We start from the raw sequence: 18,473 nt of genomic DNA, 5'->3' as shown, positions 1-18,473 counted from the left end.
CCCATGGCCAACGACATCGTGAACGTGGAACCCGACGACTCGCTCAAGACCTGGGGCTGGATCAGCTACATCCTGCACCTGATCGTGGCCATTGGCGCCGTCCTGCCGGGGGCGCAGGCCTCGGTGGCGCTGCTGCTGCTGGCGCTCTTGATCGACTTCATCAAGCGCGACGACGCGGCCGGCACCTGGCAGGCCACGCATTTCAGCTGGCGCATCCGCTCGGTGCTGTGGGCGGGCCTGCTGTACATCCTGACCTCGTGGCTCTGGCTGCTCTTTCTCGTGCCGGGCTGGATCGCCTGGAGCCTCATTTCGCTGTGGTTTCTCTACCGGATCGTGAAGGGCATGATCCGCATGAACGGCAGCCGTCCCATGGAACCCAAAGATGTCATCTGATCCGAACTGCGTCTTCTGCAAAATCATCGAAGGCAAGATTCCTTCGCGCAAGGTCTACGAGGACGACGAACTGTTCGGCTTTCACGACATCGCCCCCTGGGCGCCGGTGCACTTCATGCTGGTGCCCAAGCGGCACATCGCCTCGATGGCGCAGCTCACCCCCGACGACGCCGCGCTGATGGGCCGGATCATGACGCTGGCACCCCGGCTCGCGCTGGAACAGGGCTGCAGGCCCTATCCGGAGGGCGGCTACCGGGTCGTCGTGAACACCGGCGCCGAGGGCGGGCAGGAGGTCCACCATCTCCATGTGCACGTCATGGGCGGCCCCCGCCCGTGGCTGCGCGGCTGAATCCCATTAATCCGAACTGTCACATTCAGCCCGACTAAAATCGGACACATTCTTAGGAGTCTTCCATGGGTTCTTTTTCTATCTGGCACTGGCTGATCGTGCTGCTCGTCGTGGTCATGATCTTCGGCACCAAGAAGCTGCGGAACATGGGTTCCGACCTTGGTGGCGCCGTCAAGGGCTTCAAGGACGGCATGAAGGACGGCAGCACCACCGATGCACCCGCCGCTTCGTCGGCTCCTGCAGCGCAGGTGACCGGCCAGCCGGCCAGCAGCGACAAGTCCACCATCGACGTCGAAGCGCGTCAGAAGTCCTGAGCGCGGGTCATAAGTGCTCGACCTCGGCATTGAGAAGCTGGCGCTCATCGGCGTCGTGGCTCTGATCGTCATCGGGCCGGAAAAACTGCCCCGGGTGGCGCGCACCGTCGGCACCCTGCTGGGCAAGGCGCAGCGCTACGTGAACGACGTCAAGGCTGAAGTCAACCGCTCGATGGAGCTGGACGAACTGCGCAAGATGAAGGGCACGGTGGAAGAGGCCGCGCGGGACGTCGAGCAGAGCATCCACAGCGGCGCCAGCGAACTCGAGAAGCAGTTCTCCGGCTCGGGCGAAACGCTTTCGGCGCTGGCCGAACCCGAGCCCGCGGTGCCCGAATACAGGCACCCGCGCAAGAACTGGCGCCTGAAGCAGGGCGCCACGCCGCAGTGGTACAAGGCGCGCAACGGCGTGCGCACCAAGGCGCTCTCGGGTGCCGCGCGCGTCGCCCGCTTCCGTCCCCACAAGATCAACTAGCGGCTTTCCCACCAGCGCGTCCCTCGTGCGCCGCACGCCGGCCGAAGCCACGCTTTTCTCCTGCTTTTTCTCTTTCCAATGGCCGATTCCGACAACAAGAACAAAGACGCAGAAGACGAGCTGGCGGGCACCGAGCAACCGTTCGTGCAACATCTGGTCGAGCTGCGCGACCGGCTGCTCTACTGCGTCTACGGCCTGGCGGTCGCGGGCATCCTGCTGGCCATCTGGCCCGGCCCGGGCGGGCTGATCGACCTGATCGCAATGCCGATCCGCGCACACATGCCGCCGGACGCCAAGCTCATCGCCATTGGCGTGTTCTCGCCGTTCTTCGTGCCGCTCAAGGTGCTCATGATGACGGCGGTGCTGCTGGCGCTGCCCTGGCTCATGTACCAGGCCTGGATGTTCATTGCGCCGGGGCTCTACAGCCATGAAAAGCGCTTTGCGCTGCCGCTGATCTTCTTCGGCAGCCTGCTGGCCTATGCGGGCATCGCCTTCGTGCAGTTCTTCGTGCTGGACAAGATGTTCAGCTTCATCCAGAAGTTCACGCCGGCCGCGGTGGCGGCCACGCCCGACATCTCCTCGTACGTCGAGGCCATCCTCTCGCTCTACATCGCGTTCGGCGTGGCCTTCCAGGTGCCGATCGTCGTGATGCTGCTGGTGCGCTTCGAGATGGTCACCATCGAGAAGCTCAAGTCCTTCCGCGGCTACTTCATCGTGGTGGCTTTCGTGGTGGCCGCGGTGCTCACGCCGCCGGACGTGGTGTCGCAGCTTGCGCTGGCGGTGCCGATGTGCCTGCTCTACGAGGTCGGCATCATCGGCGCGCGCTATTTCGCAAATACCACCAAGAAATCCGAAGAGGAAGAAAAAGAAAGCGCCGATTCGTCGGCGTCTTCCTGAGCGCTCACTCGGGCTGGTTCGGCACCTGCCGCATCGGGCTCTTGGGCCGCAGGCCCGGCGTCACGTCCAGTTCCATCTTGTCGGTGCCGCGCTGCAGTGCGAAGCGCGTGGTGCTGCCGGGCTTGAGGCCGGCCACGGCGGTCAGCAGGGCCTGCACGTTGTCGGTCTTCTTTTCGCCGACCGAAGTGATCACGTCGCCCGGCCGGATGCCGGCCTTGGCTGCCGGCCCGTTCTGCAGCACGCCGGTGATGATGACGCCGGCATCGGCCTTCACGCCGAAGGTCTCGGCCAGCTCGGGCGAGAGCTCGTTCGGCTCGACGCCGATCCAGCCGCGGCGCACCTGGCCGTCCTTCACGATGCCCTCGAGCACGATCTTTGCCATGGAAACGGGAATCGCGAAGCCGATGCCCATGCTGCCGCCCGAACGCGAATAGATGGCGGTGTTGACGCCCTGCAGATTGCCGTTGACGTCGATCAGCGCGCCGCCCGAATTGCCGGGATTGATGGCCGCGTCGGTCTGGATGAAGTTCTCGAAGTTGTTGATGCCGAGCTGGTTGCGCCCGAGCGCCGAGACGATGCCGCTGGTGACCGTCTGGCCCACGCCGAAGGGATTGCCGATGGCCAGCACCTGGTCGCCCACCTGGAGCTCGTCGGAATTGCCCAGCACGATCGCGGGCAGCTTGTCCATCTCGATCTTGAGCACGGCAAGGTCGGTGTCCGGGTCGGTGCCGATCACCTTGGCGCGCGTGTGGCGGCTGTCGTTGAGGGTGACCTCGATCTCGTCCGCGCCTTCGACCACGTGGTTGTTGGTGAGGATGTAGCCCTCGGCGCTCACGATCACGCCGCTGCCCAGGCCGACCTGGGGCTGGTCGCCCTGGTCGCCGAAGAAAAAGCGGAACCACGGATCGTTGCTGCGGGGATGGCGCTGCGCCGCCTTGCTGGTGTTGATGCTCACGACGGCCGGCGAGGCTTTCTTTGCGGCCGCGCTCAGGCTGCCGGCCGCCGGCACCGCGGGGGCGCCCGCCGGCGCCTCGACGATCGAGACCACGCCGCCCAGCGAGGTGGCGCGGCGGTTGATCCACTCGGGCTTGAGCGTGGCAACAACGAAGTAGGCCGCCAAAAGGACGGTCACGGCTTGGGCAAAGAGCAGCCAGGTGCGTTTCATGAAGCTTGAGATAAAACGGGGGAACGCGCCGTCCACGCGGCGCCGACGGGTCCATTGTCCCTCAACCCCCAGTCGCCAGAAACCGCGCGCTGCGGTCGAGAATGACAAAGGTCTCGTGCGCCAATAAGGGATAACCCTTAGCATCGCGCAGCGAGCCCACACGGCTCCGAGCTCCGGCCTTCCGCGCCGCCCATCCGGCGGACGCGGCCAGGCGTTTCGCCGGCGCGCCGATTTTCCGCTTCCCATCCCTCGGCGGCCCCGGCGCGCGGCAACGACCTCCCTGCCCGCCATGACTTCTCACGCAATCTCCCCGGACGGCACGCAGCCGGTGCCGGCGCGCACGCTCGACGCGCGCGACTACAAGACCCTGGCCCTGTCCGCGCTCGGCGGCACGCTGGAGTTCTACGACTTCGTCATCTACGTGTTCTTCGCCACCGTGCTGGGTGCGCTTTTCTTCCCCGCCGACATGCCCGACTGGCTGCGGCAGCTCCAGACTTTCGGCATCTTCGCGGCCGGCTACCTGGCCCGCCCGGTGGGCGGCATCGTCATTGCGCATTTCGGCGACCTGCTCGGCCGCAAGCGCATGTTCACGCTGTCGATCTTCCTGATGGCGGCGCCCACGCTGGTCATCGGCCTCTTGCCCACCTACGCGAGCATCGGCATCGCCGCACCCTTGCTGCTGCTCGCGATGCGCGTGCTGCAGGGCGCGGCCATCGGCGGCGAGATGCCGGGCGCCTGGGTCTTCATCGGCGAGCACGTGCCGGCGCAGCGCTACGGCTTCGGCATCGGCGCGCTGACTTCGGGCATCACGGGCGGCATCCTGCTGGGCTCGCTGGTGGCCGTGGCCATCAACCGCCACTATTCGCCGGCGGAGGTGAGCGGCTTCGCCTGGCGCATTCCCTTCGTGCTGGGCGGGGTGTTCGGCCTCGTCTCGGTGTACCTGCGCCGCTTCCTGCACGAGACGCCGGTCTTCAAGGAACTGGCAGGCCGCAGGACGGTGGCCCGCGAGCTGCCGCTGCGCACTGTGCTGCGCGAGCACCGCGCGGCCAGCGTCTACGTGGCGCTCTTGACCTGGGTGCTGTCGGCCGCCATCGTGGTGGTGGTGCTTTACACGCCCACCTACCTGCAGAAGGTGCACCACATTCCGGCAGCGCTGGCGCTGGAAGCCAACGCCCTGGCCACGCTGACGCTGACCATCGGCTGCGTGCTGGCAGGCTGGGCCAGCGACCGCATCGGCACGCGTGCCGTGATGCTCATCGGATGGGGCGGGTTGTTCGCAACGGCCTATCTTTTCTACACGGGACTGCCCGGCACGCCGGCCACGCTGTTCTGGCACTACGGCCTGGTGGGATTGTTCGTGGGCACCATCGCCACCGTGCCGATCGCCGGCGTGCGCGCGTTTCCGGCGCCGGTGCGCTTCACGGGGCTTTCGTTTGCCTACAACATGTCGTATGCGGTGTTCGGCGGCCTCACGCCGGTGATCCTCACGCTCTGGCTGCAGCACGACACCATGGCACCGGCGCACTACGTCGCCGTGCTGGCCGGGCTGGGCTTCGTGCTGGCCCTGTGGCCATTGGCGGCGCGCGGCCATGCGATGCGCGACGGCATCGGGAGCGCGACAATGGCGCGATGAGCACCACTCGCCATGAATTGCTGCATGCCTTCGACCTGCTCCTTGCGCCGTCGCGCTTCAAGGACTACGGACCCAATGGCCTGCAGGTCGAGGGCCGCACCGTGGTGCGGAAGATCGTCTCCGGCGTCACGGCGAGCCGCGCGCTGATCGAGGCCGCCATCCATGCCGAGGCCGACGCGATCTTCGTGCACCACGGCCTGTTCTGGCGCGGCCAGGACGGCTGCGTCACCGGCTGGATGAAGCAGCGCCTGGGGCTGCTGCTGGGCGACGACGTCAACCTTTTTGCCTATCACCTGCCGCTCGATGCGCATCCGGAGCTGGGCAACAACGCACAGCTCGGCCTGCAGCTCGGCCTGCTCGCCCATGCGGGCTCGACCGGGCGCTTCGGCGAGCAGGAGCTGGGCTTCCTGGGCGCGCGCGACAACGGGGAAGCCTTTGCCAGCGCCAAGGAACTGGCCGCGCACGCGGAAAAGGTGCTGAAGCGGCCCGTCACCCTGGTGGATACGGCGCACCGCCCGATCAAGAACGTCGCGTGGTGCACGGGCGGCGCCCAGGGCTACTTCGAGGCGGCCATTGCGGCCGGGGCCGACGCCTTCATCACCGGCGAGATCTCCGAACCCCAGGCCCACTACGCCCGCGAGATGGGCGTCGCCTTCCTGGCCTGCGGCCACCATGCCACCGAGCGCTACGGCGCGCAGGCGGTGGCCGGGCACGTGGCGGCCCAGCTCGGGCTGAAGCACGAGTTCATCGACATCGACAATCCGGCATGAACGCAGCGCCGGGCCGCCCCAAGCAAGCTCGCACCGCAGCCCGCCAGGGCGAAGGTATTCCGATGAACGGCCACGCTCCCCTTGCCATCACGCTGGGCGATCCCGCGGGCATCGGCCCGGAAATCATCGCCAAGGCCTTCCGCCAGGCACCCGACGCCGCGCGCGGCGCGTTCGTGGCCGGCGACGTGGCCGCGATGCGCCGGGCATCGCAGGCGCTGGCCTCGCCGGGGCAACCCGCCTGGCCGGTGGCGCGGATCGAGCGCATTGCCGAAGCGGCCGCGGTGCCGCCGGGCTGCATCCCGGTGCTGCAGGTGGTGGCCGCGCCGGCGGAAGACATCGTGCCGGGCCGCATCAGCGCCGAAGCCGGCCGCGTGGCCGGCCACTGCGTGGTCTGGGCTGCGCGCGCCGCCTTGCGTGGCGAGATCGCCGCCATCGTCACGGCGCCGCTGCACAAGGAAGCACTGGCCGCGGCCGGTTTTCCCTATCCCGGCCATACCGAGCTGCTGCAGGCCGAGGCCGCTGCGCATGCGGGCCTCGCGGTGGACGGCATGCCGGTGCGCATGATGCTGGCCAACGACGAGCTGCGCACCGTGCTGGTGAGCATTCACATGTCGCTGCGCGACGCCATCACGGCCGTGAGCTTCGGCAGCGTGCTGGAGACGCTGCGCATCACCCACCGCGCCTTGCAGCGCATGCTCGGGCGGGCGCCGCGTATTGGCGTGGCCGGCCTCAATCCGCATGCGGGCGAGGGCGGACTGTTCGGCTCCGAAGAGCGCGACATCATTGCGCCGGCCATTGCGGCCGCCCTTGCCGAAGGCATCGACGCCCACGGGCCTTATGCGCCCGACACCGTCTTCATGCGCGCGCGTGCCAGGCCCGGGGTGCCGGGGAGCGGCGAGTTCGACGTGGTGATTGCGATGTACCACGACCAGGGCCTGATCCCGGTCAAGTACCTTGGCGTGGAGAAGGGCGTGAACGTGACGCTGGGCCTGCCGCTGGTGCGCACCAGCCCCGACCACGGCACCGCATTCGACATTGCAGGCACCGGCCGGGCCGATGCGTCGAGCCTCGTCGAGGCGCTGCGCATGGCCAGAACCTTGGCGGGCGCCTGATCAGGAAGGCGCGCGAGGGCGGCTCAGGGGCGCTTCAGGCTGTCGCGGATTTCGCGCAGGAGGGCGATGTCCTCCGGCGGTGCCACCGGTGCCGCGGGCGCCTCGGCATGCGTCTTGCGCAGCTTGTTGATCTGCTTGACCATCATGAAGATGATGAAGGCAAGGATCACGAAGTTGACCGCGATGGTGATGAAGTTGCCATAGGCCAGCACCGGCACGCCGGCCTTCTTGAGGTCGGCCAGGTTGTTGGCGACCCCCGCCGGCACGGTGCCCAGCACCACGTACAGGTTAGAGAAATCCAGCTTGCCGAACACCAGCCCGACGACCGGCATGATGATGTCGGCAACGATCGAATCGACGATCTTTCCGAATGCTGCGCCAATGATCACGCCGACTGCGAGATCGATCACGTTGCCCTTGACGGCAAATTCCTTGAACTCACTGAGGATGCTCATGATTTCAATATGCTCCAGGAGCGCTGGTGTTGAAGGTGCCGCAAGTATGCCTTCGGAACGGCTCCGGCCGGCGATGGCGAAGCAATAGAAAAGCGCACTTATTTCACGTTAATGAATAATTTCTGGTTAATTGCCACCGGCTTCGGTGACAGCGGCTTCCTGTTGCCCACCGCATTGGGAATTGCTATTTGGCTCGCAATCGACCGCGGCACGCGCCCGGCGGCGGTGCGGTGGACGCTGCTATTCGGCGGTTGCGGTTTCATCGTGATGCTGTCCAAGCTTCTGTTCATGGGCTGGGGCATTGGCAGCGCCCATTTCGATTTCATCGGCTTCAGCGGACATACCGCGCTGGCAACCAGCGTCTGGCCGGTCGTTTTCTGGCTGGCGGCGCGGCGCCGCGCACCAAAGGTGCGCATGGCGGCTGCGGTATCGGGATGGGTATGGGGCGTCTTCATCGGCGTGTCGCGCCTGGCCCTCGAAGTTCACTCCACCGCAGAGGTCGTCACGGGTGCGATGCTTGGAACAGTTGTAAGCGCAAGCTTTTTGCTGTTGCATTGGCACCAGTCCATGTTGGTCAGGACACCCCGCTGGCTCACCTTGGCGATGGCGCTGCCGCTCCTCTTTTTCATAGTGGGGCGGCCTGCACCCACACAGGACGCGCTGGAAACGCTTGCCGCGTGGATGGCGGGCATCGAGCGCCCGTTCACCCGTGCCGATCTCCTGCAGAACCGCAGGGCCGTGCGTCAGCCTGCCAACAGCACACAGTTCCTTACAAAAGAGCAAAGCTTTTCACCAAGCGATTGAGGCGGAAGATTTGTGGCCGGAGCGCCACAATTGCTCCGCGCAGCCGGTTAATTGATAGTTCACATTTGCAAACTGCAGGACACAGTTGCAAGCGTGCCATCGAAGCCCTTTTTCCCAATGAAAGAGGCACTTCAGGCATTGATCTCAGGGATAACCCCATCGAGCTCTGGGTTAATCCGCATATAGACACATTTTTTGCATCTATTGAACGGAAATGGGTCAATGTGCGGGCAGCGACAATTCGCTCCAGCCCGCCTGTCCACGATGCGCGGGCTTTGCTTTGACAAACCGCGGCAAAAAAAGTCCCGCCCAATATCAACTGGGCTCGGGCCTTGCATATGAATCGCGGCTGCTGAAAACCAATTTGTGCAATGGGGATCAATTTGACACGCTTCGTGAACCCGAAGGGGTGGGGTTTTGCCCTAATGGGCGCGTTATTGCTGCAGGGCTGCGCACCGGGCTTCAATTCCATGGGCGCCTACGAGGCGGACCAGAGCCTGCCGCCGGAGTTCCAGTACCTGCCGGCCGATGGTGCGCCGGATGGCGTCATCACGTCCATCTCGCCGGCCTTGATCCGCACGATGGCCGAGTCCCAGCCGGCCGCGGTTCCTGCGGAGGTGAAAGCGCTCTTCGGCGAATCGCCGGTCTACACCATCGGCCCGGGCGACGTCGTGGGCGTGATCGTCTATGACCACCCGGAACTGCTGCCGAATGCCGGTGCGGTGATTACGCAGCAGGCCGACCCGACGGGCATCAGCGTGGCGCCCGGCTTCATCGTCGGCGCGGACGGGCAGATCACCTTCCCCTACATCGGCCGCGTCAAGCTCCAGGGACTGACCGAAATCGAGGCCTCCGATCTCATCGCCGACCGCATCGCCACCTACATCAAGGCTCCGCAGGTCACGGTGCGCATCCAGTCCTTCCGAAGCCGGCGCGCCTTCGTCGAGGGCGAAGTGCGCAACCCGGGGCTGCAGATCTTCACCGACGTGCCGATGACGCTGGCCGAAGCCCTGAGCCGGGCCGGCGGCATCACCGCCAATGGCGACCGCTCGTTCGTGACGCTCACGCGCGGCGACAAGACCACGCTCATCAACCTGCCCAACCTGCAGGACCTGGGCGCCGACGCCAGCAGGATTCCGCTGCGCAACGGCGACGTGGTCCAGGTGCGGCACCGCGACGAGAGCAAGGTGTTCGTGATGGGCGAAATTGCCCGTCCGTCGGCGCTGCTCATGCACAACGGGCGGCTCAGCCTCAACGAGGCGCTGGGCGAGGCCGGCGGCCCCAACCTGACTTCGGCCAACACGGGTCAGATCTACGTCATCCGCAACAACGCGCGGGGCTTGCCGGCCATCTTCCACCTGAACGCCAGGAACCCGGCGGCGCTGGGCCTGGCCGAGCGCTTCCCGCTGCAGCCGCGCGACGTTGTCTACATCGATTCGGTGCCGCTGGTCACCTGGAACCGCCTGGCCAGCCTGATCCTGCCGGCTGCGCAAGTGATCAATTCCGGCGACGAGGTCTGGAGCCGCCACAGATGAAATCCGTCCTGACAGTCTGCATCGGCAACATCTGCCGCAGCCCGATGGCCGAAGGCATCCTGGCCGCGGGCCTGCCGCACCTGCGCGTGGTGTCGGCCGGCACCGGCGCTCTCGTGGGCAAGCCGGCCGACGCGATGGCGCAAAAACTCATGCAGGAACGCGGCATCGACATTTCCGGCCACCTGGCGCAGCAGGTGAACCAGATGCTGTGCCGGCAGGCGGACCTGATCCTGGTCATGGACATGGCGCAGCGCCGCCATCTCGAGTCGGCCTACCCCTTTGTGCGCGGCAAGGTCTTTCGCATTGCCGAGGCCGCCAAGCAGGACGTGCCCGATCCCTACCAACAGGACGAGGCGGCCTTCGAGCATGCCCTGGCGCTCATCGACGTGGGAGCCAGGACGTGGATCGACCGCATTTTGAAAATTACAAAACCTGAGCAGCAACCGACATGAACGCACCCCAGCAAGCCGCCCTGCCGATGCCCGCGCTGGAAGAGGAGAACGACGGGTTCAAACTCGTCGAGTACCTGGACATCCTGATCGACCACCGGTGGTTCATTGCCATCGTGGTTGCCGTGGCCCTGCTGCTTGGCATGGCCTACGCCCTTTTCGGGCAGCCGATGTACGAAACCAATGTGGCCGTGCAGGTCGAGGACTCAGGCAATTCGGCAGGCAGCTTCCTGGGCGATGCGGCGTCGTCGCTGCTGAGCGTGAAGACGCCGGCCGCGGGCGAGATCGAGATCATCAAGTCGCGCGCCATCCTCGGCCAGGCGGTGGAGAACACCAAGCTGTACATCAGCGCGCAGCCGCGCTATGCACCCATCGTGGGCAGCTGGCTCGCGCGGCGCGCCACCGAGCTGTCGAACCCGGGCTTCATGGGGCTTTCCGGCTACGTGACGGGGGCCGAGGCGATCATGGTTCCGCAATTCGACGTCCCCGCGGAGCTCGAAGCGAAGCCTTTCATGCTGACCCTCGGGCCGGACAACCGCTACGAACTGCTCGTTCCCAACGTCGACACGCCGCTCAAGGGCACCGTCGGAATCCCGCTCGTGGCCAACGTTCCGGGCGGCAGCCTCCGGCTGCTGGTCAGCTCCATCAGTGCCAAGCCCGGCGCGCAGTTCCAGCTGGCCCGCAACTCCAGGCAACTGGCGCTGCTGTCGCTGCAGGACAACCTCAAGGTCGTCGAGAAAGGCAAGCAGTCCGGCGTTCTCGACGTCAGCCTGAAAAGCCCGGATCCGGAAAAGCTGACGCAGCTGCTCAATGAAATCGGGCGGCTCTATGTGCGCCAGAACATCGAGCGCAAGGCTGCCGAGGCCGAGAAGACCCTGGGCTTCCTGGACACCGCGCTGCCGCAGTTCAAGAAGCAGCTCGAGCAGTCCGAAGACCTCTACAACCGCTATCGAAACGAGAACGGCACCGTCAGCCTCGACGACGAGGCCAAGAATGCGCTGGCCCAGACGGTCGACCTGCAGTCCAAGCTGCTCGAAGCCGAACAGAAGCGGCGGGAGCTTTCGGCGCGCTTCACCGACAAGCACCCGAATCTCCAGACGCTGGACGCGCAGATTTCGGCATGGCGGAGCCAGATCTCGGCGGTCGATTCGCGCATCCGCAAGATGCCGCTGCTGCAGCAGAACACCGTTCAGATGCAGCGCGACATCAAGGTCAACACCGACCTCTACGTGTCGCTCCTGAACAGCTCACTGCAGATGCGGCTGGCCAAGGAAGGCAAGGTCGGCAACGTGCGCCTGCTGGACGACGCCATCATTCCCGAGGAGCCCGTCTGGCCCAAGCGGCCGCTGATCATCGTCCTGGCGCTGCTGCTGGGCCTGGGGGCCGGCGTCGTGCTCGCCATTGCCAAGAACTCGCTGTTCGGCGGCATCCGCAATCCGAGCGAGATCGAGATGCACACGGGCCTCAACGTGTACAGCAGCATCCCGTTGAGCCCGGCCCAGCGCACGATCGACAAGAACATCGAGAGCAGGGCGCCGGGAATGCACATTCTCGCGCTCCAGCAATCGGAGGATCCCGCGGTCGAAAGCCTGCGCAGCCTGCGGACCGCATTGCAGTTCGCCATGCTGGAGGCGCCCAACAACCGCCTGCTCATCTCCGGCGCGACGCCGGGAGTCGGGAAGACCTTCGTCTCGGTCAATTTCGCGGCCATCACCGCTGCGTCAGGAAAGAAGGTCCTGCTGATCGACGCCGACCTGCGCAAGGGCCGGGTCAACCAGTTCTTCTCCCTTTCGCGCTCGTCCGGCCTTTCGGAATTGATTGCCGGCACGCTCGGCTTCGAAAAAGCCATTCGCTCGTCGATCCTGCCGAACCTGGACGTCATGACGACCGGCATGCTGCCGCCCAATCCGGCCGAATTGCTCATGAGCGATTCTTTTTCCCAGATCCTGGAAAAGCTTTCGCCGGATTACGACCTTGTGATTATCGATACCGCGCCGGTGCTGGTGGCGGCGGACACCGCATCGGTGGCGCCGCTCGCAGGCTCTCTTCTGCTCGTTGCCCGGGCCGAAAAGACGCACCTGGGCGAATTGAACGAAAGCGTCAGAAGGCTGGCGCACGCGGGCTGCTCGGCCAATGGCGTAATTTTGAATGCTATGGACTTATCCCGGCGCCATGCGGGCAGCAGCAGCTACAAATACGGTGGTTACCGTTACACACACTATAAATACAAAAACAACAGGGATACCACCTAGTCTGGTGGATAGTTTCTGAGAAAATTTAGCGAGATTGTGATAATTATCACATTGCGCACTAAATCGGTGCCATCAATCAAACGCTAATAACAAAGGACTAGAGACAAGTGCGTCGCTCTTTTGTATTACGTATTTGGATCGCTCGGCCTGCGCATTGATTTTTCTGCGCTGCAACCTTCACGGCTTCCGTGCAGGGCCGTATTGGCCTGAAAACCAAGCCGCCACGTATCACTGAACCCGAAAGGGACAAGCACCTGCTTGTAAGACGAAAGGTTCTCCTGCAATGAGAGTTCTCAAGCTGCAAATTTGCCTCCGCTTCGAATGTGAGAAGGGGGCATTCCTATGACGAATTTCCGCCATGAAGAGTCGATGGCGCCCGCAGGCGATGAAGCGATCGGCGCCATTGCGAACGACGTCGCATGGACGAGGGTGGAGCATCCCGCGCTGCTGCGCGCCGGAAAAAGAGCGGTGGACATTGCGGCCGCCCTGTTCTTTTTCTGCGCCTTCGGCTGGCTCTACGTCCTGATCGCCCTGGGCGTGTTCATCACTTCCGGGGCGCCTGTCCTGTATTCCCAGCCGCGCTTCGGGCGGGGAGGGCGCGTGTTCAAGTTCTACAAGTTCCGCTCGATGCTGCGGAACTCCGCCGAGATCCTGGAGGAGCACTTGCGCAACGATCCGGTGGCGCGCCAGCAGTGGGACGACTACCAGAAGCTCGAAAACGACCCGCGCATCACGCGTTTCGGCAAGTTCATCCGCAAGACCAGCCTGGACGAGCTGCCGCAGTTCTGGAACGTGCTGGTCGGCGACATGAGCCTGGTCGGCCCCCGGCCCTGCATGCTCGACCAGAAGATGCTGTACGGGGCGGACTGGTCGTTCTATTGCGCCGTCCGGCCCGGCATCACGGGCCTGTGGCAGGTCAGCGGGCGCAACCAGCTGAGCTACAAGAAGCGCGTGGCGCTGGATGTCGCCTATGTCGAGACGCTGTCGGTCGGCCGGGACATCGGCATCTTCATCAGGACCATCTGGGTGGTCGCCGTGGGCCACGGGTCGCGATGAGCGGCTTGGCTTCGAAGGCAACCGATGCTTGATTCACAGATGAAAAAGATCCTTATCTGCGCCGTGCCTTTCAGCGACAACCTGGGCGACGGCGTCATCGCGGCATCCCTGGCCCATATTGCGGGCCTGAAATATCCGCAGGCCCGGGTCGAATTCCTGGACATTGCCGGCCGGCTCGGCTTCGAGGAAGAAAACCTGCGCGGCGGCGGCGCATTCCGGCTCTTTGCGAAGCTGCCTTCGTTCATCAGGTCGGTGATCGTGTTCCTGTATTGCCTCAAGGGCTATTTTCTCGGCTGGCGGAAGAACTGGAAGGCCGCTGTCGACGATGCGGACCTGATCGTCATTGGCGGCGGCCAGCTGTTTTGCGACGTGGCGCTCAATTTTCCGGCGAAGCTGTTTCTCCTGAGCCGGCTGCTGCGTGGAAAGAAGGTGGTGATCCTGTCGGTGGGCGTGACGGCGAAATGGTCTTTTCTCGGGCGCTTTCTCGTCGGGCGATTCCTGAAAAACGCGAGGCCCGCCTTCTACGCCACGCGCGACCAGGAATCGGCCAGCAACCTGCACAATTACTTCCGAATCCCGAGGAGCGACATACAGGTGGTGCCCGATCCGGCGCTCATCTGCGCCGATGCCTTCTCGGACGAGCTTTCGCCGGAAAAGAATTGGGACATCGGAATTTGCGTCAGCAGCCTCGATGCGCTGGTGATGAATTCCGAATACGAAGGCTCTAATTCAACGCAATCGGCCAAATTCTTTGCCACGCTGGCCGAATCATTGCGGGCCGAGGGAAAGCGGGTGCTTTATTTCACGAACGGCGCCTCCGAAGACAACAAGGTCCTGGAAGAAATTTCCTCGGCCTCCGATGCGCCGAAATCGATTTTTCTCGTTCCCCGGCACCCGGATGAACTCGTTGCCTTGATCAGCGCCTGCTCGTGCATCGTGGCCCACCGGCTGCACGCGAATATCGTGGCCTACGGTTTGAACATTCCGTCCATAGGAATGAATTGGGACAAGAAGGTGGAGTCGTTTTTCGAACTGACCGGCAGAAAGCGCTACCTCTTCGACTTGTCGCCCCGCGTCGAAAAGCTGGGTACCTCGGTGCTGGGCCTGCTCGATGACCGGCACCCGGACCGCAAAGCGCTCGACGCATTGAGAAGCCAGGTGGTGGCCGGTATCCATGCATTGATCTGATTGGCACCTATGAAGATATTGCACGTTGCCGAAACGCTCAAGGGCGGGCTCGAAACCTATCTTCGGCTGGTTTCGGGCTTTCAGCAGAACTCTCCCGTGATCAGCCAGGCCAAGTTCATCTTGCCCGGCCCGGTGGAGTGGCTGGACTCCCGGGACACGCATGTGGTCCCCACGGCCCGCAGTCCTCTTGCCCTTGCAAGCTACGCCGCCGAGATCAAGAAAATCATCCGCTCGGAGCGCCCCACGGTGCTGCACCTGCACAGCTCGATTCCGGGCGGAATCGTTCGCGCCATGGCGCTGCTCGGCCAGGTGCCGGCCGAGACCAAGATCGTCTATTGCTCGCACGGCTGGGCCTTCGACCAGGTCGGGCCCTCGTACAAGAAGTCGATCTATCGGTGGATCGAATGGCTGCTGTCCCATTGGAGCGACGCGATCATCTGCATCAGCGGCCACGAGTTCCGGGTGGCCGAGAAATTCGGCATCAAGCGGTGCAAGTGCATTCCGAACGGGATCCAGCCCACCGCGCCCATTGCGGAAAACACGGTGGCTCCCAGGGCCCCGGCACGGCCCCGAAGAGTCCTTTTCGTGGGGCGGCTCGACCGGCAGAAGGGCATCGACGCCTTGCTCGACGCCTATGCCCGCGTCCAGCCCGGCTTCAAGCTCGTGATCGTGGGCGGCGCCGTCAGGAACGATCTTTCCCTTGCGCGCTCGAGCGAGATCGAGTTCGCCGGATGGCTCGAGAAGGACGAGCTCGAAGAAGCCTACCGGTCGTGCGACGCGGTCATCGTTCCCTCCCGGTGGGAAGGCTTCGGCCTTGTCGCGGTCGAGGCCATGGCGCGCAGCAAGCCGGTTTTTGCATCCGCCGTGGGCGGCCTGGTCGACATCGTCGAAGACGGCAGGAACGGAAGGCTGTTTTCGCTCGACGCGCTGGACGACGTGCTGCGCGAGATCGATCGGATCTCCGATGAGGAATTGCAGCGGATGGGGCGTGCCGGCCGGCAGATTTTCGAAGAGAAATACACCGCCGACCGAATGAACGCCGCCATCCTGGACTTGTACAAGGAGTCGGTACAGTGAAGAAGCCTTCATTTTTTTCTTCGGTGGCGGGGCGTTTGCGGGGTGCCTTCAGGCTGCTGTGCGCCTCGGCGGCGCTGGCGGCCGTGGCCTGCACCGCACAGGCCCGCGGCATCGCCGAACTGGGCACGGAATATCCGGTCGCGCTGAGCGTGCAGATCGACCCGGCCACCATCACGAACGAGGATCTGAACGAGATCAGGGCATCGGGCTTCGAATTCGTGAGATTCGGCGCGCGGCCGCCGCTGAAGAGCGTCAACCCGGCATCGGTCGACTACTCGGGCCTGATCAAGCGCGTGAAGAACGCCAGGCTCCAGGCGATCGTGACCTTGTTCGGAGGCCGCGAGATCTGGGGGCAGAGCCCGGCGGAAGCGGGAGAAGGCCAGCGCGAAAAGCTGTTTGCCAAGTTCGCGCTCGAGTTCATGAGCGCGCACGCGGCCGATGTCGCCGTCTGGGAGCTGTGGAACGAGCCCGACCACAAGACCTTCCTGAACCCGTCGCTTTTCTCGAGCTTTGAAACCGCGACCGCCGAGTTCTGCCGCAGCATCGCGCAAATGAAGACGCCGCCGAAGATCGTCATGGGATTCGGCTTTGCGAAGCTTCCCTTCAGCCCGGGCCAGGTTCCCTCGCAGCTCGAGAATGCCTTCGTGTCGGCGGCCAAGGCCGACTGCCTGACGGACATATCGATCCATCCCTACCGCTCCATTCCGGAAACCGCCATCGCGGACTATGGAAAGCTGCGCGCAAAGCTGGACCAGCAACAGCTCGGAAAGGTCGGGATCGTCGCTTCCGAGTGGGGCTATGCCTCCTACCTGCCGGTGCGGGACCGCAACACCCAGGCTTCGCTGATCCTGCGCGAATACCTGACCAACGTGGCCGCGGGCATCAGGCTGCTGAATCTCTATGCCTGGCAGGACCGGGGAACCTCCGTCATCTCGAGGGAAGACAACTTCGGCCTCAAGTCGAAGGGCGGCGAAAAGAAGGAAGCCTTTTCGAGCCTCACCGAATTCCTCAAGATCGCCCGCAATTCGAAGAAGCTTTCATACCAGAGCAATGCCGGCCTGAACAAGCTGGTGCTGAGCCGCGGCAATTCCCTGCTGCACGTGGTGTGGACGCAAAGCGCCGAGCAGAACGTGCTGGTTCCCGCCGACAAGGGAAAAAAGTGCACGCGGGTCGACTTCTTCCCGCAGGTGCGCCACGGCAGCTGCGGCAGCCCCGTCGACGGTGGCTTTGCTGCCAAGGCCACCGACTATCCGGTCCTGTTTTCCATTTCGGAATAGGGTGAACAGGCCCAGGATGGCGTCCCTGTCCGGAATTCGAAAGCGCCTCGCAGGTCCGATCTACGCAGTTGCAGACCAGTGCATCTACAGCGCGAGCCAGCTGCTGCTGAGCTTTGCGCTGGCGCGGGCGCTGTCGCCCTCCGACTTCGGCATTGCCTCGGCCTTCCTGGCGATCGTCAGCTTCCAGTACATCGTGCATACGGCGGTGGTGCACGAGCCGCTGCTGATCAAGCGCTACTACGCGGGCCGGTCCGCCGCCTGGTGGAGCTGGGCGCTCGTGCTGGGGGTCTCCATTGCGGGCTTCCTGGCCTGGCAGTTCACGAGCTTTCCGGGGCCGCTCCGCTGGGCCGGCGTGGCCCTGATCGCGGGCTATGAAATATTCTGGATTTCCCGAAGCATCCTGCTCGTGGGACGCCGCTACCTGGTGCTCTGTGCATCCGGCGTGCTGGTCTGCGTCGGATACGTGGCGGTGCTGATCGGCCTGAAGCCGGCGTCATGGACGCAGGCGCTGCTGTGGATCGCCGTCATCCAGCTGCCCTTTGCCATCCTGGTGGCGACGAGCCTGCGCCAGGTGATGGCACCGCTGCCGGCCGCCGCCAACGCCCAGGCCCTGACGCTCGGGGAAGCCGCCAGCTACGGCTGGAAGGCCAGCCTTTCGCAGTTGATGAGCTGGATCATGACGGGAGGCGCCATCCTGCTGCTGGGCTCCTCGGCGGATTCGGTGCAGGGCGGGCTGCTGAAGATCTACATCACCTTCCTGCTGCCGATGCAGTATGTGCTGCTTGCGTTGGGCTACTACATCCTGCCCAGGCTGGCGGCCAACTGGGCATCCGATCGGCGCAAGGACGCCTTTGGCCTGTTCGTCAAGTTCGTCGTCTTCGGTTTCCTGGTGGCCGAGATCGGCGGAATCCTGCTGGGGCTGCTGGGCCCGTACCTGGTGGTGCTGGCCTTCGGCAAGAACTACGGCGGCATGGATTTTTCGCCGTTCTTCTACGCGCCCGCCATCTTCGGCCTGACGATGTGCCTGCGTACGGGGTTCAGGGCCGCCGGCCGGCCCGGTGCGCTTCTGTGGTGCTCGATCTTCGGTGCGCTGGTGTTCGCTGCGGCCATGCTCGCGGCCACGCCGCCCATTTCCTACATCCAGACCATCAACGCCATGACGCTGGGCTTTGCCTGCATGGCGGCCATGATGATGGCCTGGCTGTTCTTCATCATGCGCGCAGCCGGCTCGGACCAGGCCGGCTGATTCCTGTTCTTCGAAAGCCCTGCCGCACG

19 protein-coding genes are annotated in these 18,473 nt (G+C 64.4%); 17 read left to right on the top strand and 2 right to left on the bottom strand.

Annotation, left to right across the window (positions count from 1 at the left end):
• Positions 1-3 precede the first annotated feature (3 nt).
• From AC1DSC_RS12105 to tatC, 5 genes are all read left to right on the top strand, one after another.
• On the top strand, positions 4-393 hold the full coding sequence (locus tag AC1DSC_RS12105; RefSeq protein WP_012746327.1) for a DUF4870 family protein: 390 nt from the start codon (positions 4-6) through the stop codon (positions 391-393).
• Positions 383-742, top strand: a complete 360-nt coding sequence (locus tag AC1DSC_RS12100) for a histidine triad nucleotide-binding protein (RefSeq protein WP_012746328.1) — start codon at positions 383-385, stop codon at positions 740-742. Before AC1DSC_RS12105 ends, AC1DSC_RS12100 begins: the two co-directional genes overlap by 11 nt.
• Before the next feature lie 65 nt (positions 743-807).
• Positions 808-1,056 (top strand): Sec-independent protein translocase subunit TatA, encoded by a 249-nt coding sequence (gene tatA, locus AC1DSC_RS12095; protein WP_018906514.1) that lies wholly within the window; start codon positions 808-810, stop codon positions 1,054-1,056.
• Positions 1,057-1,069: 13 nt separating this feature from the next.
• A complete protein-coding gene (gene tatB, locus AC1DSC_RS12090) occupies positions 1,070-1,528 on the top strand; it encodes a Sec-independent protein translocase protein TatB (RefSeq protein ID WP_012746330.1) in 459 nt (152 codons plus the stop codon).
• Positions 1,529-1,606: 78 nt separating this feature from the next.
• The gene (tatC, locus tag AC1DSC_RS12085; RefSeq protein WP_012746331.1) at positions 1,607-2,425 is read left to right on the top strand and encodes a twin-arginine translocase subunit TatC; all 819 of its coding nucleotides are present in this window, start codon (positions 1,607-1,609) and stop codon (positions 2,423-2,425) included.
• A gap of 4 nt (positions 2,426-2,429) precedes the next feature.
• Here the strand turns inward: tatC and AC1DSC_RS12080 are convergent, their stop codons facing one another.
• Entirely contained in the window at positions 2,430-3,590 is a 1,161-nt protein-coding gene (locus AC1DSC_RS12080; protein ID WP_012746332.1) for a S1C family serine protease, read from the bottom strand.
• A gap of 289 nt (positions 3,591-3,879) precedes the next feature.
• Here AC1DSC_RS12080 and AC1DSC_RS12075 point away from each other — a divergent pair, with 289 nt between their 5' ends.
• From AC1DSC_RS12075 to pdxA, 3 genes are all read left to right on the top strand, one after another.
• Positions 3,880-5,223, top strand: coding sequence for an MFS transporter (locus tag AC1DSC_RS12075; protein WP_018906513.1), 1,344 nt, complete (start codon positions 3,880-3,882; stop codon positions 5,221-5,223).
• Positions 5,220-5,993, top strand: a complete 774-nt coding sequence (locus AC1DSC_RS12070) for a Nif3-like dinuclear metal center hexameric protein (RefSeq protein WP_018906512.1) — start codon at positions 5,220-5,222, stop codon at positions 5,991-5,993. Before AC1DSC_RS12075 ends, AC1DSC_RS12070 begins: the two co-directional genes overlap by 4 nt.
• Before the next feature lie 62 nt (positions 5,994-6,055).
• Entirely contained in the window at positions 6,056-7,105 is a 1,050-nt protein-coding gene (gene pdxA / locus AC1DSC_RS12065) for a 4-hydroxythreonine-4-phosphate dehydrogenase PdxA (RefSeq protein ID WP_062363032.1), read from the top strand.
• A 23-nt stretch (positions 7,106-7,128) separates the two neighbouring features.
• Here the strand turns inward: pdxA and mscL are convergent, their stop codons facing one another.
• Positions 7,129-7,560 (bottom strand): large conductance mechanosensitive channel protein MscL, encoded by a 432-nt coding sequence (gene mscL / locus AC1DSC_RS12060; RefSeq protein ID WP_012746336.1) that lies wholly within the window; start codon positions 7,558-7,560, stop codon positions 7,129-7,131.
• 111 nt (positions 7,561-7,671) lie between these two features.
• On the opposite strand from mscL, the gene AC1DSC_RS12055 reads away from it, so the two are divergent.
• The 9 genes from AC1DSC_RS12055 (at position 7,672) to AC1DSC_RS12015 (ending at position 18,444) form a co-directional block, all read left to right on the top strand.
• Positions 7,672-8,364: a phosphatase PAP2 family protein gene (locus AC1DSC_RS12055; RefSeq protein ID WP_012746337.1), complete on the top strand. Its 693-nt coding sequence runs from the start codon at positions 7,672-7,674 to the stop codon at positions 8,362-8,364.
• Between the two features lie 371 nt (positions 8,365-8,735).
• Entirely contained in the window at positions 8,736-9,899 is a 1,164-nt protein-coding gene (locus AC1DSC_RS12050) for a polysaccharide biosynthesis/export family protein (RefSeq protein WP_012746338.1), read from the top strand.
• Entirely contained in the window at positions 9,896-10,351 is a 456-nt protein-coding gene (locus AC1DSC_RS12045) for a low molecular weight protein-tyrosine-phosphatase (protein WP_012746339.1), read from the top strand. The genes AC1DSC_RS12050 and AC1DSC_RS12045 overlap by 4 nt, the downstream gene beginning before the upstream one ends.
• Positions 10,348-12,600: a polysaccharide biosynthesis tyrosine autokinase gene (locus AC1DSC_RS12040; protein ID WP_062363029.1), complete on the top strand. Its 2,253-nt coding sequence runs from the start codon at positions 10,348-10,350 to the stop codon at positions 12,598-12,600. The genes AC1DSC_RS12045 and AC1DSC_RS12040 overlap by 4 nt, the downstream gene beginning before the upstream one ends.
• 342 nt (positions 12,601-12,942) lie before the next feature.
• On the top strand, positions 12,943-13,656 hold the full coding sequence (locus AC1DSC_RS12035; protein WP_062363026.1) for a sugar transferase: 714 nt from the start codon (positions 12,943-12,945) through the stop codon (positions 13,654-13,656).
• Positions 13,657-13,680: 24 nt separating this feature from the next.
• Positions 13,681-14,844 carry a polysaccharide pyruvyl transferase family protein gene (locus tag AC1DSC_RS12030; RefSeq protein ID WP_062363023.1) on the top strand — a complete coding sequence of 388 codons (1,164 nt, stop codon included), beginning with the start codon at positions 13,681-13,683 and terminating at the stop codon, positions 14,842-14,844.
• 9 nt (positions 14,845-14,853) lie between these two features.
• Entirely contained in the window at positions 14,854-15,921 is a 1,068-nt protein-coding gene (locus tag AC1DSC_RS12025; RefSeq protein WP_012746343.1) for a glycosyltransferase family 4 protein, read from the top strand.
• On the top strand, positions 15,918-17,198 hold the full coding sequence (locus tag AC1DSC_RS12020; protein WP_062363020.1) for a glycoside hydrolase 5 family protein: 1,281 nt from the start codon (positions 15,918-15,920) through the stop codon (positions 17,196-17,198). Before AC1DSC_RS12025 ends, AC1DSC_RS12020 begins: the two co-directional genes overlap by 4 nt.
• 16 nt (positions 17,199-17,214) lie before the next feature.
• Entirely contained in the window at positions 17,215-18,444 is a 1,230-nt protein-coding gene (locus AC1DSC_RS12015; RefSeq protein ID WP_062363018.1) for a lipopolysaccharide biosynthesis protein, read from the top strand.
• Positions 18,445-18,473 lie beyond the last annotated feature (29 nt).

This window comes from Variovorax sp. 01N425, assembly GCF_056399465.1.
The sequence above is the reverse complement of the archived record's forward strand: the minus strand, read 5'-3'. Positions and strand labels throughout refer to the sequence as shown.

Excerpts from the sequence above, each read along its gene's own strand:
- AC1DSC_RS12105 (WP_012746327.1), top strand. The coding sequence starts at position 4 with ATGGCCAACGACATCGTGAACGTGGAACCCGACGACTCGCTCAAGACC.
- AC1DSC_RS12100 (WP_012746328.1), top strand. The coding sequence starts at position 383 with ATGTCATCTGATCCGAACTGCGTCTTCTGCAAAATCATCGAAGGCAAG.
- tatA (WP_018906514.1), top strand. The coding sequence starts at position 808 with ATGGGTTCTTTTTCTATCTGGCACTGGCTGATCGTGCTGCTCGTCGTG.
- tatC (WP_012746331.1), top strand. The coding sequence starts at position 1,607 with ATGGCCGATTCCGACAACAAGAACAAAGACGCAGAAGACGAGCTGGCG.
- AC1DSC_RS12080 (WP_012746332.1), bottom strand. The coding sequence starts at position 3,590 with ATGAAACGCACCTGGCTGCTCTTTGCCCAAGCCGTGACCGTCCTTTTG.
- AC1DSC_RS12075 (WP_018906513.1), top strand. The coding sequence starts at position 3,880 with ATGACTTCTCACGCAATCTCCCCGGACGGCACGCAGCCGGTGCCGGCG.
- AC1DSC_RS12070 (WP_018906512.1), top strand. The coding sequence starts at position 5,220 with ATGAGCACCACTCGCCATGAATTGCTGCATGCCTTCGACCTGCTCCTT.
- pdxA (WP_062363032.1), top strand. The coding sequence starts at position 6,056 with ATGAACGGCCACGCTCCCCTTGCCATCACGCTGGGCGATCCCGCGGGC.
- mscL (WP_012746336.1), bottom strand. The coding sequence starts at position 7,560 with ATGAGCATCCTCAGTGAGTTCAAGGAATTTGCCGTCAAGGGCAACGTG.
- AC1DSC_RS12055 (WP_012746337.1), top strand. The coding sequence starts at position 7,672 with ATGAATAATTTCTGGTTAATTGCCACCGGCTTCGGTGACAGCGGCTTC.
- AC1DSC_RS12050 (WP_012746338.1), top strand. The coding sequence starts at position 8,736 with ATGGGGATCAATTTGACACGCTTCGTGAACCCGAAGGGGTGGGGTTTT.
- AC1DSC_RS12045 (WP_012746339.1), top strand. The coding sequence starts at position 9,896 with ATGAAATCCGTCCTGACAGTCTGCATCGGCAACATCTGCCGCAGCCCG.
- AC1DSC_RS12040 (WP_062363029.1), top strand. The coding sequence starts at position 10,348 with ATGAACGCACCCCAGCAAGCCGCCCTGCCGATGCCCGCGCTGGAAGAG.
- AC1DSC_RS12035 (WP_062363026.1), top strand. The coding sequence starts at position 12,943 with ATGACGAATTTCCGCCATGAAGAGTCGATGGCGCCCGCAGGCGATGAA.
- AC1DSC_RS12030 (WP_062363023.1), top strand. The coding sequence starts at position 13,681 with ATGCTTGATTCACAGATGAAAAAGATCCTTATCTGCGCCGTGCCTTTC.
- AC1DSC_RS12025 (WP_012746343.1), top strand. The coding sequence starts at position 14,854 with ATGAAGATATTGCACGTTGCCGAAACGCTCAAGGGCGGGCTCGAAACC.
- AC1DSC_RS12015 (WP_062363018.1), top strand. The coding sequence starts at position 17,215 with ATGGCGTCCCTGTCCGGAATTCGAAAGCGCCTCGCAGGTCCGATCTAC.